The following is a 15,250-nucleotide window of genomic DNA, read 5'->3' as shown; positions in this document are numbered from 1 at the left end:
CGCGCGCAGGGGCTTCCCCTCCGCAGCAGCGCCAGGACCTTTGATGGGCATACGGCAACGTCGCGCGGGCTCAGCGGTGACGTTGCTGGATGTAGCCCGCCATGCGGGCGTGTCGCCGATGACTGCTTCGCGCGTGATCAATCGCCACCCGCGCGTGAGCGCTACCATGCGCGAGCGCGTCGAAGCGTCGATCAAGGCGCTCGGCTACCGCCCCAACCTCGCCGGCCGCTCGCTGCGCACCGCAGGACTGGCGCGCATCGGCGTTCTCTACAGCAATCCCAGCGCGGCCTACCTCAACCAGTTCATGCTCGGCATGCTCGAGCAGAGCAGCCTGGAAGGCTGCCAGGTGCTGGTGGAAAAGAGCGACGACAGCGACAGCCAGCGCGCCGCCACCGAACGCCTGCTTGAGGCCGGTGCCGATGGCCTGATCCTGCCGCCGCCGCTGTGCGATGCGCGGCAGACCATCGCCGAACTGGATGCGCGCGGCATTCCGCTGGTGGCGGTCGCCACCGGCGCACCGATGCCCGGGGTCAGCTCGGTGCGCATCGACGACTACCAGGCGGCGTGCGCGCTCACCCGACATCTGCTCGACCTGGGCCACCGCGACATCGGCTTCGTCAGCGGCGATCCCGGGCACACGCCCAGCGCGCTGCGCAGCCGCGCGTTCTTCGACACCATGGCCGGGGCCGGGCTGACGGTGGCGCCGGAGCGCGTGGCCGAAGGCCTGTTCACCTACCGCTCCGGCCTGCTCGCGGCCACTGCGTTGCTGCAGGTCGCCCCGCGTCCCAGCGCGATCCTGTGCAGCAACGACGACATGGCCGCGGCAGCGCTGGCGATCGCGCACGGACTGCGCCTGCGCGTGCCCGAGGATCTGTCGATCGCCGGTTTCGACGACACGCCGGTGGCCACCACGATCTGGCCGGAGCTGACCACCATCCACCAGCCGGTCGCGGCGATGGGCAGGGCCGCGGTGACGCTGCTGCTCGGCGAAATTCGCCAACGCCGCGACGGACTGCCCAGCCGCGGTACCCATCAGGTGCTGGACTACACCCTGGTCACGCGCGGGTCCACCGCGCCGCCCGCCCCGCGCTGAGCGCCGTCACCGCGTGCGGCAGGCAACGCTTCGCGCGCGCGCGTGCCGGATCACGTCGACCTGGGCCACACCGAGCAGCCCGGTCAACGGCACAGTGGCGCGACGCTGCTGCGGGTCCGCGACCAGGTCCTGACCGCGCAGCAGGTCCAGTAGCCGCTCCGCCAGCGGCATGACCATGTGCCGGCCCCAGCAGCGCTCGGAGGCATGGCCGAACGGCAGGTAGCCGGGCAACGCATCGGGATCCACGCCGTCCCAGCGCTCGGGCCGGAACGCCTCCGGCTCCTCCCACAGCGCCGGATCGCGATGGCTGAGCAAGGGCAGCACCAGCACGTCGTCGGCGGCGCCGATACGCGGATCCAGCGCACCGTACTCGGGCGAGGCATTGCGCAGGATGTTCCAGGACGGCGGCAGCAGGCGCAGGGTTTCGTAGAGGATGTTGCGGTTGCAGGCGCGCGCGTCGAACGGCGACCCCAGCCACAGCGCGTTGGCGACCAGCGTGGAAATGGTGAAGCACACCGGCGCGGCGGTGCGCCGGTACAGGCCCATCGCATCGCGGCGCGCGCGGTAGCCATCGGCCGCGGACAACAGCGTGGCCAACGCCGAGGCCTCCGCGCCCGGCGCCAGCGGTGCGAGCGCGCCGGCGGCGATCACCGCCCAGGTCAGGCGCGGCGTCAGTTCCAGGGTGCGGTCCATCAGCAGGCGCAGCCGCCACGGGTCGCCGCCGAGCAGCAGGTCGCGCAGATAGACATGGCCGATGTGCGGCCATGGGCCGGACAGATCGAGCGTGGGCGGCGGCGGACGCTTCAGCGCCTCGCGCACGTCGCGGCCGATCGCCTGCATCAGTTTCGCCGCTTCGCTGCGCGCGATCGAGCGGCCGTGCAACGGCTTGAAGGTCGGCCGTTCGTGTTCGGTGGCGGGCCGGGCGGCGAGCAGGCGGTCGCTCAGCGCGGCGCCGGCGACACCGACCGTGTCGGCATCCAGGCGGAACGCGTCCTGCCCCACATGCGCGCGCAGCAACGCCTGCAGACGCGGCGCGAAGACCGTGGCGCGCGCATCGCGGTCGACCATGGTGGCGGACATCGCCAGTCTCCTGGAGGAACGACGCCCGGCGCAGTGCGTCCGCCGGGCACCGGCCGCACGGCATGCCGCGCGGCATCGCACACGACGCTCAGTACCAGATGTACCAGGCGTACGACTTCAGCGGCTTCTTCGACGACAGCAGGTGCTTGATGGAGAACAGCAGCTTCATGAGCGACATCTCCGCAGGAGTGACGATGGCCCTTTCGGGCGGGGGACTGCGCGGTTTCGCCGACGCCAGCGCGCGTGGCGCGATCGCATCGGCGAGGCGCGCCTGCACGCTACGCCGCCGGCAGGCCCCTCGCAAACCCGAAACCGGCCGGCGCGCACACTATTGCGTAGCCAAATGCAGCCGCCTCTCAGCGCGTGACGCCGTGCTCAGCGCGCCGCACGCCCGTGCGGATGCCGGCTGCGCCAGGTGCCCAGCAACACCGCGGTGGCGGCGGCGACGTTGAGGCTTTCCACCGCGCCGCTGCCGGGGATGGACAGGCGCAGATCGCAGGCCTGCGCGAAGTCGCGGTCCATCCCGTCGCTCTCGGCGCCCATCACGTAGACCAGGCGCTGCGGCAAGGCACTGGCGAACAGATCGTCGCCGCCGTCCACCAGCGTCGCCGCGAGGGCGAAGCCCGCGCCGCGCAATTGCGCCTGCGCCTGCATCGTGGGCGGCAGCCGCACCAGCGGCACCGCCTCGGCGCCGCCCTCGGCCACGCGCGCGGCAGCACCGGACAGCGCCAGTGCGGCCTGCTCCGGCAACAGGATCGCGCCCACGCCGAAGTGCGCCGCCGAGCGCAGGATCGCGCCGAAATTGTGCGGATTGCCCACGCCATCCAGCCACAGCGCCAGCGCCGGACCCGGCGCCAGCGCCTGCAGCCAGTCGGCCAGGGCCAGCGGCGCGACGCGCAGCACGTCGGCGACCACGCCCTCGTGGTGGCTGCTGGCGGCGAGCTTGTGCAGATCGGCCTCGTCCACCACGCGGTAGCCGACCCGGTTGGCCACGCACCACTTCAGCAGCGGCTGCAATGCCGGGATCCGCGCCTCGCTCAGGTACAGCTTGCGGATCGCCTCCGGCCGCCGCGCGTACACCGCGCGCACCGCGTTGAGGCCGTAGAGGCGCAGTTCGTTGCGGTTGGTCGCCGCCGCACCCTCGCCCCCGGCCCCTCTCCCGGGGGGAGAGGGGGGATTCCCACCGCGCGGGCGGTTGCCCCAGGGCGAGGTCATCGGCGCACGCCCGCGGCGCAGGCGCACCGCGCCGACGCGGCACAGCGGGAACGAAGGGCATGACGCATGGGACTCTCCTGGAAAACGCACGGGGCGCGCGCCCGGGACGGCGCGCTTTGGGGATTTTCGCTCATCCGCGCCCCACTGGCTGCCCCGGCATGACGCAGCGCGGCCCCGAGACTTGTCTACGTCATGCACCGCAAAGCGCAACCCGCATTCCGGCCGCACCGTGAAGTGGTTCGCTCCCGCCTTCCACCGTGCGGAATTCGCGGCAGCGCATGCGCAAATCCGACAAGCCTGGCGTGCGCATCGGGTCCATTGTCGCCGCTCCTTCCGCCACCATGCAGGCGCCATCGACCCACCATCACCGTGCCATTCGCTTCGCAGACGGGATACCTGCGATGGCCTGCGCCGCCGCATCGCGCAGCGCCGTGCTCCGCGGGCTCCCGAGAACGCACTCCGCATTCTCACGACAAGGCGATTCCCATGCACTCCGACATCCGTCCGTTTTCCTCGTCCGCACGCCGCTGCGTGCACGCCGCCCTGCTGCTGATGCTGCCCCTGCTCGGCCTGAGCGCCAGCGCACTGGCCCAGACCGCCGCGCCCGACGCCCGCCTGGCGCGGGTCGGCGCCCTGCCCGCCGCGCACAAGCCCACCAACGTCCCCGACGACTACATCCAGACGCCGTTCGGCTACTTCGCGCCGGCCTGCGTGCGCCAGGTCCATCGCAGCGATCGCGTGCTCGCCGACGGCGCCCTGCAGCATGCCGATGGCGTGCGCGAACAGGCGCAGGCCTGCACCCAGGACAACTTCACCCCCAACGGCACCCGCGTCCACCCCGACGGACGTGGCCTGGACGGCCAGCCGATCCGCGCTGGCGCGGCGCTGCGGGCAGCGCGCGCGCGCGGCGCGGTGCCGCCGCCGATCACACACGACTGGGTGCAGTCGGCCATCGACGTGACCGGCAACAAGATGGGGCGCATCGTGGCCAGTTGGACGGTGCCACAGAACCCGACCAACGTCGCGCAGCAGACGGTGTACTTCTTCCCGGGGATGCAGAGCGACGATCCCACGATCCTGCAACCGGTGCTCGGCTACCGCGGCTACAACGACAGCTGGGACCTGAGCAGTTGGAACTGCTGCCAGGACGGCATGGTGTGGCACAGCGACTTCATCGCGGCCAGGGCCGGCGACCGGATCGTCGGCGATACCTACGCCACCTGCAACAACGGCCTGCCCTGCACGAACTGGAACGTGGACACGCGCAACGTCACCACCGGCCAGAGCGTGCGGCTCAGCACCACCTACGACATCAATTCCCGGACGCACCTGGTGGTGGGCGGTGCGCTGGAAGTCTATGCGGTGGACAGCTGCGACCAGTATCCGCCGGACGGGAGCATCACCTTCGATGCGATCGGCGTCTACGACTACCGCATGCAGCGTGTGGCGTCGCCGGCATGGGTGTCGTACAGCGACAGCTCGGGCCTGGACGTGCAATGCAACTACGCGGTGGACACCACCGCGACCTCGGCCACCATTTCCTACTGAAGCCGTGGCCCGCGCGCGTCGCTCGCACGGGCGACGCGCGACTCAGGCAGCCGCCCCGGTCCGCGCGAACAGGCGCAAATCGCGCGGCTGTCCATCGCGCAACGACAGTTCGCGGCGCGTGCCGATCTCAACGAAGCCGTTCTTCTGCAGCACGCGCGCCGAGCCATGGTTGTCTGGTAGCGTCAACGCCTCGATCCGCTGCAGGCGCAACGCCGGCACCGCCCAGTCCAGGTAGGCGGCGACGATGCGGGTCATCCGGCCCTGGCCCCACTGCTCGCGGCCGAGCCAGTAACCGAGCTCGGCCCGCTCCGGCGCCGGCTGCGCCGCTGCATGCAGGCCGATCCCGCCACAGGCCTCGCCGCCGATCTCGATCGCCAGCACCGGGTCGTTCAGGTCGATCACCTGCCCGCCCAGGAAGGCCTCGCCGTCGGCGCGCGTGTAGGGATGCGGAAAGCGCCGGCTGAGCCCGCGCGCCACCTGGGCGTCGTCGGCGTGGCGGACCAGCGCATCCAGGTCCTCGGCACGCCAGCGCCGCAGCGCGATGCCGTCCAGATGCAGTTGCAGATCGCGCCAGGGGGCGGCAGCGGCGGTCTCGGACATCGGCGGCTCCTGCGGCAACGGAAGCGCAGCATAGCCGCCGGCCGCGGCCTGCACGGCGGCGCGATCGTCTACGGCTGAGGGTTTTACCCGACAGACCAGCGAAAGCCAGGCCCGGTAGACTCCCGCGCCGCACCTCGCCCTTCCGTCCAAAGAGCCGTTCCCCGATGCCCTCCGACACCGCCGCCACGGCCCGCATTCCGATCTTCATGTACCACAACGTGGCCGAGGCGCCGCGGCACCTGCAGGTGTACCGCAGCCTGTACGTGAGCCCGGGCCGCTTCGCCCGGCAGATGCGCCTGCTGCAGCGGCTGGGCTACCGCGGCGTGTCCATGTCCGATGCCATGCCGTACCTGCGCGGCGAACGCCAGGGCAAGGTCGCGGTGGTCACCCTGGACGACGGCTACCTGGACAACCTGCACGCGGCGCTGCCAGTGCTGCAGCGGCTGGGTTTCACCGCCACGGTGTACATGGTCAGCGGCTGCATCGGCCGCCACAACGTGTGGGATGCGCAGAAGCTGGGCATCGAGAAGCCGCTGATGAACCTCGCCGAGCTGCGCCAGTGGCGCGCCGGCGGCATGGAGGTCGGCGCGCATACCCGCTCGCACCCGCACCTGACCGGCTGCAGCGATGCGGCGCTGCGCGAGGAGATCGGCGGCTGCAAGCGCGAGCTGGAGGACCTGCTCGGCGAGGCGGTGCCGCAGTTCTGCTATCCCTATGGCGATGTCGACGACCGCGTCGCCGACGTGGTGCGCGAGGCCGGCTACACCGCCGCCACAAGCACCCGCCGCGGCCGCGCCCCGGCAGGCTCGGACCCCATGCGCTACCCGCGCATCCAGGTCGCGCGCCATCACCTGCTGCCGCAGTTCGCGCTGCGCGCCTTCACCGCCTACGAGGACCGGCGCGGATGAAATTCCTGTTCGTCGGCACCAATCCCGAAAACACCGGCGCGGCCACCCATTTCGTGGCGCTGGCGCAGGCGCTGGCCGGCGTCGGCCATCAGGTCGAGGTCATCGCCTGCGAGGGCGGCCTGATCGCCGACGAATTGCGCCGCAGCGGCATCACCGTGCACGTCGGGCACTTCCGCAACGTGCTGGACCCGGACGGCTACCGGCCGCTGCTGCGCGTGGCGCGGCGCAGCCGGCCGGACTGGCTGGTGGGCAACTTCGGCAAGGAATACTGGCCGCTGCTGCTGGCCGGACGCGTGCTGGGCATCCCGGTCACGCTGTTCCGCCACCGCACGCCGGCGATGAGTGCGCTGTCCGGCTATGCGATCCCGCGCCTGGCGGCGCGCTTCTTCGCGGTGTCGCACTACGCGCGCCAGGCCTACCTGGAGCGCGGCGTGCCGGAGGCGCTGGTGCAGGTGCTGTACAACCCGGTGACCATGGAGCGGCTGCGCCCGGATCCGGAACGCGGCCGCGCCATCCGCGCCGCGCAGGGCCTGCCCGAGGACGCGATCGTGCTCGGCTACAGCGGGCGCATGCATGCCGGCAAGGGCATCTTCCCGCTGCTGGAAGCCGCTGGGGCGGCGATGGCGGAGGAGCCGCGGCTGCACTGCCTGTGGCTGGGCGACGGCCCGGACGCGGCGCAGTTGCAGGCGCAGGCTGCGGCCCAGCCGCACGGCCAGCGCCACCGCTTCGTCGGCTGGGTCAACGACACCACGCCCTACTACAACGCGATGTCGATGCTGGCGTTCCCGTCGCTGGCGCCGGAAACCTTCGGCCGGGTCTCGGTGGAGGCGCAGGCCAGTGGCGTGCCGGTGCTGGCCAGCCACGTCGGCGGCACCGCGGAGACGCTGGACCCCGGGGTCAGCGGCGAACTGCTCACGCCCGGCGATGTGGACGGCTGGCGCGATGCGATCCTGCGCCTGTGCGACGGCGAACGGCGCCAGCGCATGGGCCAGGCCGGGCGCGACTTCGTGCAGCGCCATTTCGGTGGCGCGGTGATCGCCGCGCAGTTCGTGCACCTGCTGCAGCAGCCGCGCTGCGCGCCGCAGCCGCTGGCGCCGTCGCGCGTCGATCCGGCCTGAGCGCGGCTGCCTGAGCGCCCCCCGGCTCAGGCGTGGCCGCCGACCGACGGGGTCTGCGCCTCCAGTTGCTGCAGGCGCTGCTGCACCGCGTCCGGCGAGCGCGTGTACGGCGCCAGCAGCGCATAGAACGCCGGCACCACGAACAGCGACAGCAGCGTGGACACCGACACGCCGAAGATCACCACGATGCCGATGGTGGCGCGGCTGGCCGATCCGGGGCCGCCGGCGACCACCAGCGGGATCGCGCCGACCACGGTGGCCAGCGAGGTCATCAGGATCGGCCGCAGGCGCACCGCCGAGGCTTCTACAATCGCGTCGCGCACGCTGCGCCCGGCATCGCGCAACTGATTGGCGAACTCGACGATCAGGATGCCGTTCTTGGCCGCCAGCCCGACCAGCATGACGATGCCGATCTGACTGAACAGGTTGAGCGTACCGCCGCTGATCGCCAGGCCGATCAGCGCGCCGAGCACGCCCAGCGGTACGGTCAGCATGATCACCAGCGGGTGGATGAAGCTCTCGAACTGCGCCGCCAGCACCAGATACACGATCAGCAAGGCCAGTGCGAAGGTCAGCAGCACCGCGCCGCCGGCCTTCTGGTACTCGCGCGATTCGCCCTTCCAGTCGAGCTGCGCGTAATCGGGCAGTTCCTCGCGCGCCACCTGCTGCGCCCAGGCGATCGCCTCGCCGAGCGGGTAGCCCGGGGCCAGGCCGGCGTTGATGGTGATGGCACGCAGGCGATTGAAGCGGTGCAGGTTGCCCGGCTCGGCGACTTCGCGCAGGGTCACCAGGTTGGACAGCGGGATCAGCTGGCCGCTGTCGGCGCGTACCCGGATCGCCGCCAGGTCGGCCGGATCGGCGCGGCCGTCGCGACTGGCCTGCAGCATCACGTCGTACTCCTCGCCGTTGTCGACGAAGGTGGTGACCTGGCGCGCGCCCATCAGCGTCTCCAGCGCGCGGCCGATCTCGGTCACCGGCACGCCGAGGTCGGCTGCCCGCTGACGGTCGATCTCCACGCGCATCTGCGGCCGGGTTTCCTTGTAGTCCGAGTCCGCCCCGACCAGCCCGGGGTTGTCGGCGATGCGCGCGAGCAGGCGGTCGCGCCACTGCGCGATCTCGGCGTAGTCGGGGCCGCCGAGCACGATCTGGAACGGCTGCCCGCGACTGTTGACCAGGCCGCCGCCGACCTGGGTGCGCGCACGCACGCCGGGCAAGGCGCGCAACTCTTCCTGCAGCGTCGCGGCGACGTCGGCGGTGGCCACGTCGCGCTCGCTCCAGTCGCGCAGGAACACGCTGACCCGGCCGGTGTGCATCTCCTCGCTGGCGCCGAAGCTGCCGGGCACGCGCGGGTTGGCGCGCGCGATCGGCTGGCCGTCGCCGCGGTGGCGGTCGAGGATGGCCTCGACCTGGTGCATCTGCCCCACGGTGTAGTCGAAGCCGGCGCCTTCCGGCGCATCGATCATCACCTGGAACGAGCCGCGGTCCTCGGCCGGCGCCAGTTCCGAGGGAATCATCCGCGCCAGCAGCGCGCTGGCCGCCAGCGCCGCCAGCATCAGCGCGCCGAACACCCAGGCGCGGCCGACGTGGCGCTCGAGCACGCGCCGGTAGCGCGCGCTCAGCCCCTGCAGCCGCGCCTCGACCCAGCCATGCACGCGGTTGGGCTTCTCGCGCGCGTGCGCCTTGAGCAGCTTGGACGACATCATCGGGGTCAGGGTCAGCGCGACGAAGGCGGAGATCGCCACCGCCGCGGCCAGCGCCACCGCCAATTCGCGGAACAGGCGCCCGGTGTTGCCTTCTAGGAAACCGACCGGCAGGAACACCGCCACCAGCACCGCGGTGGTGGCGATCACCGCGAAGGCGACCTGCGCGGTGCCGCGCCGCGCCGCCACCAGCGCCGGTTCGCCCAGGTCGACGCGACGCTGGATGTTCTCCACCACCACGATCGCATCGTCCACCACCAGGCCGATGCACAGCACCAGAGCGAGCAGGGTCAGCAGGTTGATCGAGAAGCCGAACGCATACAGCGCGATGAACGCGGCCACCAGGCACACCGGCACCGTCACCGCCGGGATCAGCGCCGCGCGCACGCTGCCCAGGAACAGCCAGATCACCACCAGCACCAGCACCACCGCCTCGATCAGGGTGTGGTAGACGCGTTCCACCGAGGCATCGATGAACACGGTGGAATCGAAGGCGACGAAGATCTGAGTGCCCTTGGGCAGGGTCTGCTGGATCTGCTGCGCGGCCGCACGCGCGGCGCGGGCCACATCCAGGCTGTTGGCGGTGGAGGTCTTGACGATGCCCAGGCCGACGTTGGGCACGCCGTTGCTGCGGAAGTAGGCGCGGCGCTCGGCCGAGGCCAGTTCCACCTTGGCCACGTCGCCCAGCCGCACCACGTAGCCGTCGCGGCCCTTGCCGAGCGGAATCGTGGCGAAATCCGCCGGTGCGCGGTAGCTGCGCTCCACGCGCAGGGTGAAGTCGCGGTCGGCCGACTCCAGGCGGCCGGCCGGCAGTTCCACGTTCTCGCGGGCCAGCGCGTTCTCCACGTCGGCCACGGTGAGGTCGCGCGCGGCCAACTGGTCGCGGTCCAGCCAGATCCGCATCGCATAGCGCTGGCGCCCGCCCAGGCGCACCTGGGCCACGCCATCGATGCTGGAGAGCCGATCGACCACGTAGCGTTCGGCGTAGTCGGATAGCTGCAGCGCATCCATCGTGCTGGAGCTCATGTTGAGCCACAGGATGGCATCGGCATCGGCCTCGACCTTGGCGATCTCCGGCGCGTCGGCCTCGTCGGGCAGGCGGTCGAGCACGCGGCTGACCGCGTCGCGCACATCGTTGGCGGCGGCCTCGATGTCGCGGGTGGCGCGGAACTCGATGCTGATGTCGGCCACGCCGTTGGAACTGCGCGCCTGGATCGTCTCGATGCCTTCGATGCCGGCCAGCGCGTCCTCCAGCACCTGGGTGATGCGGCTCTCCACCACCGCCGCCGAGGCGCCGGGGTAGCGCACCTCCACCGACACGATCGGCGGATCGATCGCCGGCAACTCGCGCAGGGTCAGCCGGCTGTACGCCATCACCCCCAGCACCACCAGCAACAGGCTCATCACCGCGGCGAACACCGGCCGGGTGATGGAGACGTCGGACAGCCTCATCGCGCCAGGTCCGCCGCGGCGCTGCCGCTGCGCGCGCCGCCGCCGTTCACGCCGGCGGCGGCATCGACCACGGCCACGCCCGGACGCAGCTTGCCGGTGCCCTCGACCACGATGCGCTGGCCGGGCTGCAGGCCGTCGACGATCTCGACCAGGCCGTCGCGGCGCGCACCGGTGCGCACGTCGGCGCGCGCCACGGTGGCGTCGACGCCGACGCGATAGACGAAAGCGTCGCGCCCCACCTGCACCACCGCGATCTCCGGGATCACCAGCGCCTGCCGGGCGGGCCGATACAGGCGCACGTCCATCAGCATGCCCGGGCGCAGCGCGCGGTCGGCATTGTCGAACGCGGCACGCACGGTGACCGCGCGGGTGGCGCTATCCACGCGCGCGTCCACGGTGGCGACCTTGCCGTCGAAGGCGCGCCCCGGATAGGCCACGCTGCGGCCGCCGACGGCATCGCCCGCCTTCACCGTCGACAGCGCCGCCTCCGGCACCTGGAAATCCACGTAGACCTGGGCCACGTCGTCGAGCGTGGCGATGGTCGCGTCGGGCGTCAGCAGCGCGCCGGGGCTGACCTGGCGCAGGCCGAGCACGCCGGCGAACGGCGCGCGCACGCTGCGGTCGCCGATCTCCGCGCGCATCTGCAGCACCCGCGCCTGCGCGGCATCGCGCAGCGCGCGTTGCGTGTCCAGTTGCGCGCGCGACACCAGTTGCCGCCCGACCAGTTCGCTCTGCCGCCGATACAGTTGCTCGGCCTCGGTGTAGGTGGCCTCGGCCTCGCGCAACGCCGCCTGCTGACCCTGCCCGCGCAGCGTCACCAGCGGCGCGCCGGCCGCCACTTCCTGGCCACTCTCGAAATGCACGCGCTCCACGATCTCGCTGACTTTGGCGGTCAGCGTCACCGACTCGCGGGCCTTGACCGTGCCCAGCGCGGCCAGGCTGTCGTTCCACTCACGCGGCTGCACCGTCTGCAGCGTCACCGGAATCGCGGCACTGGCCGCGGCCGGCGCCGGGGCCTTGCCGCAACCGGCGAGCACGAGCGCGAGCGAGGACAACAGAAGGCACACCAGGCGGACGCCGGCGCGTGGTCGGTGCGGCATGGAGATCCCGGACGCGTGGAGTTCGACCCAGTCTAACGGCCTGGCGTGACGGGCGTTGACACGTCGCGACCATGACCGACGACCCTTGCCGGCCAACGCATGCGCTGCGCGATGAGACGCAGCGCACGCGTGGCGCGGCTTGGGCCGCTCAATCAGTCTTGCCGGTACGACGCCGGGTGAAGTACGGATAGGCCACCACGAAGGCAAGCGCCGATGCAGTCCCAAGCAGCATGCGCACCGCCTGCCCCAGGGTGTGCGGCACATACAGGGCATGTGCCGACGCGTCATACCAGATCGCGTGCAGCATCATCAATCCGAACGAGGCCATCGGCAGTCCGAACACCAGCCAGCCGAAAAAGCGCAGCGCCGGCGACGTACGCCCCTCGGCTAATTTGCCGACGACCTCTGTGCTGGCCAGGTGGTACTGGAACGGATCGGAGGTGGCGTATCTGGGCGGCGGCGGCGGCGGCGGCGCTGGCTCGGGCTGCACCGGCTGATGCGTCACCTGTTCGGCGCACGCCGGTTGGACCAGTTCGGCCACATTGGTTCTGGCCAACACGTCATGCAGCTTCGGATCCATGCGTTCCCCCTGAACGTTGCCCGGCAGCGTCGTCCGCCACCGAATCCGCCATCCCTGCGCCTGCCGCGCGAGTGCGTGCCGCATAGCATGCGGGCGGCGCAGGGACCTGGCAACTGCAATCAGTGCGGCGAAAAAGCGGCGCGCTGTCGCGCCTGCAGCGCACTGCACAGGCGAATCGTCTCGGCGGTCTGCGCAAGGCCGCGGTCGGCGCCGCTGAGTGCCTTCAGGCGCGGCGTGAAGAACGCCTCCAGCCGGTCCGCTTCGGCGGCATCGCAGCCACCGCTGGCCGCCAGGGCCGGCAAGCGACCGCCGTCGAAGGAACCGGAGCGCGCCACGATGCGATCGAAGTGCGCGGTGTACCAGGGCCACATCGAGGCGTGCGTGGCCGGCTCGGCATGCGCGCCCATCAGCAGGCTGTTCATCTCGCCGACCTTGATCGCATCGGTCAGGGCGAAATCGCGCACCTTCTGCACCTGCTGCGGATCCTGCACGGCGCCGAGCGCTTCGATCATCGCGTTGCGCTGGGCCGGTTCGCCGTGACCGCGCAAGGCCGCGATCAATGCGTCCACCGCGGGCGCGCCGCGCGCCTGCACCGCCACCGTCAGCGCTGCGCCAAGCAGATCCGGGTTGGCGGCGGCGAAATCCAGCGCACCGCCCTTGCCGGCCAGCACCGCATCGCCCTGGGCCAGCAGCGCCTGCCGCACCGCCGGCACGCCCATGGTCACCCCGAGCAGCTCGGCCAGGTCGGAGCGCAGCGCCACGTCGTCGTCGCTGTCGCCGGCGCGGCGCCGATCGCCCAGCGCCTGCAGGCGTGCGCCGAACGCGGCGTCGGTGGCCTGGCGCAGCATGGCGCGCTGCGCCTCGTCGCGCGCCAGCACCCGCCAGATCCAGGCGATGCGGTCGTTCATCGCGGTGGCCACCGCCGTGGCCTTGGCCGGCGCCAGTTGCTGCATCGCCGCGATCACGTCCGCGGTATCGGCCTCGCCGGTGCGGAACGCGCTGTCGATGGCATCGGCATAGGCCAGCTTCTCGGCATCGTCGAGCGCATCGAGATGGCGGCCGAGCACGGTCAGCTGCGGCTTGGGCAGGGCGAAGCGGTAGTAGCCGGTGCCGCCGGCATTCGGCATCACCCAGCTGTCGGCATCGGCACCAGCGAGCGCGAGGCGGCCGTCGCTGGAAGACAGCATCTGGCAAGCACGGCGCACGCCCTGGCGCGTGCCGTACTTGACGCAGACCGGCACGCCCCAGGTCTGCTCGGCGCTGCCACGCGACCCCAGCGGCAGGAAACGCTGCTGGTGCAGGTGCAGCACCGCACCGCCGGCCTGCGGCTGCAGGCGCGCCTGCAGGTAAGGCACGCCCGGCTGATCGAGGAAGCTGCGGAACGCGGCCTTGACACCCTCGCCCTTGCCGGCCGCGGCGGCGATGGCGTCGACCAGATCTTCGGCAGTGGCGTTGCCGAAGCGGTGCGCGCGGATGTAGCTGCGCATGCCGCTGCGGAAGGTATCCTCGCCGACGAACTGTTCGAACATGCCCAGCACCGCGGCGCCCTTGCGGTAGGTGATGCTGTCGAAGGCGGTCTCGATGTCGCCATTGCCGGTGATCGGCTGGCGGATCTTGCGCGCGCTGACCAGGCTGTCGTTGTTCATCGCGTCATGCGCGGCACTGATGCGGTCCAGGTCGGCGCGGTACTGCGGCCGCAGGCGCATGGTGATCTTCTGCTGCATCCAGGTGGCGAAGGCCTCGTTGAGCCACAGGTCGTCCCACCAGGCCATGGTCACCGTGTCGCCGGTCCATTGGTGCGCCAGCTCGTGCGCGGTGACGTTGAACGAGCCCTCGACGTTGTGCCGCGGCGAATCCTCGTCCAGCAACAGCAGCCAGTCGCGGAAGGTGACGAAACCGGGATTCTCCATCGCGCCGGCGGAGAAGTCCGGCGCGGCCACCAGATCCAGCTTGTCGAACGGATAGCCGAAGTCGTAGTAGTCCTCCAGCGCGGTGATGATCTCCGGCGTCTGCTGCAGCGCGCGCCGGATGCGCGGGCCCTGTCCTTGTGCAGCGACGCCGCGCAAGGGGGTGGACTGCGGGCGCTGCGGCGTGGCCGGCAGCGCCGGCCCGTCGACCACGTCCCACGGCCCGACCGCGTAAGCCACCAGGTAGGTCGGCAGCGGCACGGTCTCGGCGAAGCGCACGGTCTTCCAGCCCTTGCCTGCCGGCTCGGTGGACTCGGCGCGGGTATTGGCCAGCGCCTGCTCGCCCTCGGGCACGGTCAGGCGCAGGGCGAACGGCGTCTTCAGCGCCGGCTCGTCGAAGCCGGGGAAGGCGTAGCGCGCACTGATCGGCTCCATCTGCGTCAAGGCGTAGGCATGCCCCTGCGCCTTGACCTGGTAGAGGCCCTGCAACTGCTGATTGAACGGCGCGCTGTAGACGATGGTCAGGGTCAGCTCCTGCGGCTGCAGGGTGCGCCCGAAGGCGATGCGGGCCACGCCGGCCTGCGCGTCGGCCTGGGTGTAGCGAACCGGGAACGACGCACCATCGGCGGTGCGCAGCGTGGCCTTGCTCACCCGCAACTCCTTGCCGTGCAGCCACAGATGGTCGGAGGCGCGCTCCAGGCGCACGCGCAGGGTGGCGGTGCCGTCGAAGTCGGTGCGCTCCGGATCGATCTTCAGGTCCAGCGCATAGTGCTCCGGCACCGCCCAATTCGGCAGGCGTCCGGTCGGCACCGCATCGGGGGCCTGCGCACAGGCCGCGCCGCAGCACAGCGCGAGGACGGAGAACAGCACGCGACGGGACAGAGCTGGCATGGACGGGCCTTCGCCGATGAGGAGGGCGACGACTTAAGCATGCGCGGCCGCGGCTGTC

The 15,250-nt window shown here is 71.4% G+C and carries 12 protein-coding genes; 4 read left to right on the top strand and 8 right to left on the bottom strand.

Annotated elements, in window-relative coordinates:
- Positions 1–43 precede the first annotated feature (43 nt).
- Positions 44–1,093: a LacI family DNA-binding transcriptional regulator gene (locus tag RAB70_RS08915; protein ID WP_081613398.1), complete on the top strand. Its 1,050-nt coding sequence runs from the start codon at positions 44–46 to the stop codon at positions 1,091–1,093.
- Between the two features lie 6 nt (positions 1,094–1,099).
- Here the strand turns inward: RAB70_RS08915 and RAB70_RS08910 are convergent, their stop codons facing one another.
- The 3 genes from RAB70_RS08910 to RAB70_RS08900 form a co-directional block, all read right to left on the bottom strand.
- On the bottom strand, positions 1,100–2,173 hold the full coding sequence (locus RAB70_RS08910) for a cytochrome P450 (RefSeq protein WP_148828488.1): 1,074 nt from the start codon (positions 2,171–2,173) through the stop codon (positions 1,100–1,102).
- 88 nt (positions 2,174–2,261) lie between these two features.
- Complete coding sequence (locus RAB70_RS08905) at positions 2,262–2,351, bottom strand: tryptorubin family RiPP precursor (RefSeq protein ID WP_017911958.1); 90 nt, start codon at positions 2,349–2,351, stop codon at positions 2,262–2,264.
- 197 nt (positions 2,352–2,548) lie between these two features.
- On the bottom strand, positions 2,549–3,388 hold the full coding sequence (locus RAB70_RS08900) for an RNA methyltransferase (protein ID WP_148828489.1): 840 nt from the start codon (positions 3,386–3,388) through the stop codon (positions 2,549–2,551).
- 486 nt (positions 3,389–3,874) lie between these two features.
- Here RAB70_RS08900 and RAB70_RS08895 point away from each other — a divergent pair, with 486 nt between their 5' ends.
- Positions 3,875–4,936 carry a hypothetical protein gene (locus RAB70_RS08895; protein ID WP_148828490.1) on the top strand — a complete coding sequence of 354 codons (1,062 nt, stop codon included), beginning with the start codon at positions 3,875–3,877 and terminating at the stop codon, positions 4,934–4,936.
- Between the two features lie 42 nt (positions 4,937–4,978).
- On the opposite strand, the gene RAB70_RS08890 is transcribed toward RAB70_RS08895, so the two are convergent.
- Positions 4,979–5,536 carry a GNAT family N-acetyltransferase gene (locus RAB70_RS08890; protein WP_225851596.1) on the bottom strand — a complete coding sequence of 186 codons (558 nt, stop codon included), beginning with the start codon at positions 5,534–5,536 and terminating at the stop codon, positions 4,979–4,981.
- Between the two features lie 164 nt (positions 5,537–5,700).
- Between RAB70_RS08890 and RAB70_RS08885 the strand changes: the two genes are divergently transcribed.
- Positions 5,701–6,444, top strand: a complete 744-nt coding sequence (locus RAB70_RS08885; RefSeq protein WP_148828492.1) for a polysaccharide deacetylase family protein — start codon at positions 5,701–5,703, stop codon at positions 6,442–6,444.
- Entirely contained in the window at positions 6,441–7,562 is a 1,122-nt protein-coding gene (locus RAB70_RS08880) for a glycosyltransferase family 4 protein (RefSeq protein WP_148828493.1), read from the top strand. Before RAB70_RS08885 ends, RAB70_RS08880 begins: the two co-directional genes overlap by 4 nt.
- Positions 7,563–7,588: 26 nt before the next feature.
- Here the strand turns inward: RAB70_RS08880 and RAB70_RS08875 are convergent, their stop codons facing one another.
- From RAB70_RS08875 to RAB70_RS08860, 4 genes are all read right to left on the bottom strand, one after another.
- On the bottom strand, positions 7,589–10,714 hold the full coding sequence (locus RAB70_RS08875; RefSeq protein ID WP_148828494.1) for an efflux RND transporter permease subunit: 3,126 nt from the start codon (positions 10,712–10,714) through the stop codon (positions 7,589–7,591).
- The gene (locus tag RAB70_RS08870) at positions 10,711–11,814 is read right to left on the bottom strand and encodes an efflux RND transporter periplasmic adaptor subunit (RefSeq protein WP_148828495.1); all 1,104 of its coding nucleotides are present in this window, start codon (positions 11,812–11,814) and stop codon (positions 10,711–10,713) included. Before RAB70_RS08870 ends, RAB70_RS08875 begins: the two co-directional genes overlap by 4 nt.
- Positions 11,815–11,962: 148 nt before the next feature.
- Positions 11,963–12,394: a hypothetical protein gene (locus tag RAB70_RS08865; protein WP_148828496.1), complete on the bottom strand. Its 432-nt coding sequence runs from the start codon at positions 12,392–12,394 to the stop codon at positions 11,963–11,965.
- A gap of 119 nt (positions 12,395–12,513) precedes the next feature.
- A complete protein-coding gene (locus tag RAB70_RS08860) occupies positions 12,514–15,192 on the bottom strand; it encodes a M1 family metallopeptidase (RefSeq protein WP_148828497.1) in 2,679 nt (892 codons plus the stop codon).
- Positions 15,193–15,250 lie beyond the last annotated feature (58 nt).

The sequence above is a fragment of the Xanthomonas sontii genome (assembly GCF_040529055.1).
Taxonomy (GTDB): Bacteria; Pseudomonadota; Gammaproteobacteria; order Xanthomonadales; family Xanthomonadaceae; genus Xanthomonas_A; species Xanthomonas_A sontii.
This window is presented reverse-complemented; position numbering and strand designations above follow the sequence as displayed.

Bases quoted from the DNA above. Each gene is read 5' to 3' on its own strand.
- RAB70_RS08875 (WP_148828494.1), bottom strand. From the start codon at position 10,714: ATGAGGCTGTCCGACGTCTCCATCACCCGGCCGGTGTTCGCCGCGGTG.
- RAB70_RS08910 (WP_148828488.1), bottom strand. From the start codon at position 2,173: ATGTCCGCCACCATGGTCGACCGCGATGCGCGCGCCACGGTCTTCGCG.
- RAB70_RS08880 (WP_148828493.1), top strand. From the start codon at position 6,441: ATGAAATTCCTGTTCGTCGGCACCAATCCCGAAAACACCGGCGCGGCC.
- RAB70_RS08915 (WP_081613398.1), top strand. From the start codon at position 44: ATGGGCATACGGCAACGTCGCGCGGGCTCAGCGGTGACGTTGCTGGAT.
- RAB70_RS08895 (WP_148828490.1), top strand. From the start codon at position 3,875: ATGCACTCCGACATCCGTCCGTTTTCCTCGTCCGCACGCCGCTGCGTG.
- RAB70_RS08905 (WP_017911958.1), bottom strand. From the start codon at position 2,351: ATGTCGCTCATGAAGCTGCTGTTCTCCATCAAGCACCTGCTGTCGTCG.
- RAB70_RS08870 (WP_148828495.1), bottom strand. From the start codon at position 11,814: ATGCCGCACCGACCACGCGCCGGCGTCCGCCTGGTGTGCCTTCTGTTG.
- RAB70_RS08900 (WP_148828489.1), bottom strand. From the start codon at position 3,388: ATGACCTCGCCCTGGGGCAACCGCCCGCGCGGTGGGAATCCCCCCTCT.
- RAB70_RS08860 (WP_148828497.1), bottom strand. From the start codon at position 15,192: ATGCCAGCTCTGTCCCGTCGCGTGCTGTTCTCCGTCCTCGCGCTGTGC.
- RAB70_RS08890 (WP_225851596.1), bottom strand. From the start codon at position 5,536: ATGTCCGAGACCGCCGCTGCCGCCCCCTGGCGCGATCTGCAACTGCAT.
- RAB70_RS08865 (WP_148828496.1), bottom strand. From the start codon at position 12,394: ATGGATCCGAAGCTGCATGACGTGTTGGCCAGAACCAATGTGGCCGAA.
- RAB70_RS08885 (WP_148828492.1), top strand. From the start codon at position 5,701: ATGCCCTCCGACACCGCCGCCACGGCCCGCATTCCGATCTTCATGTAC.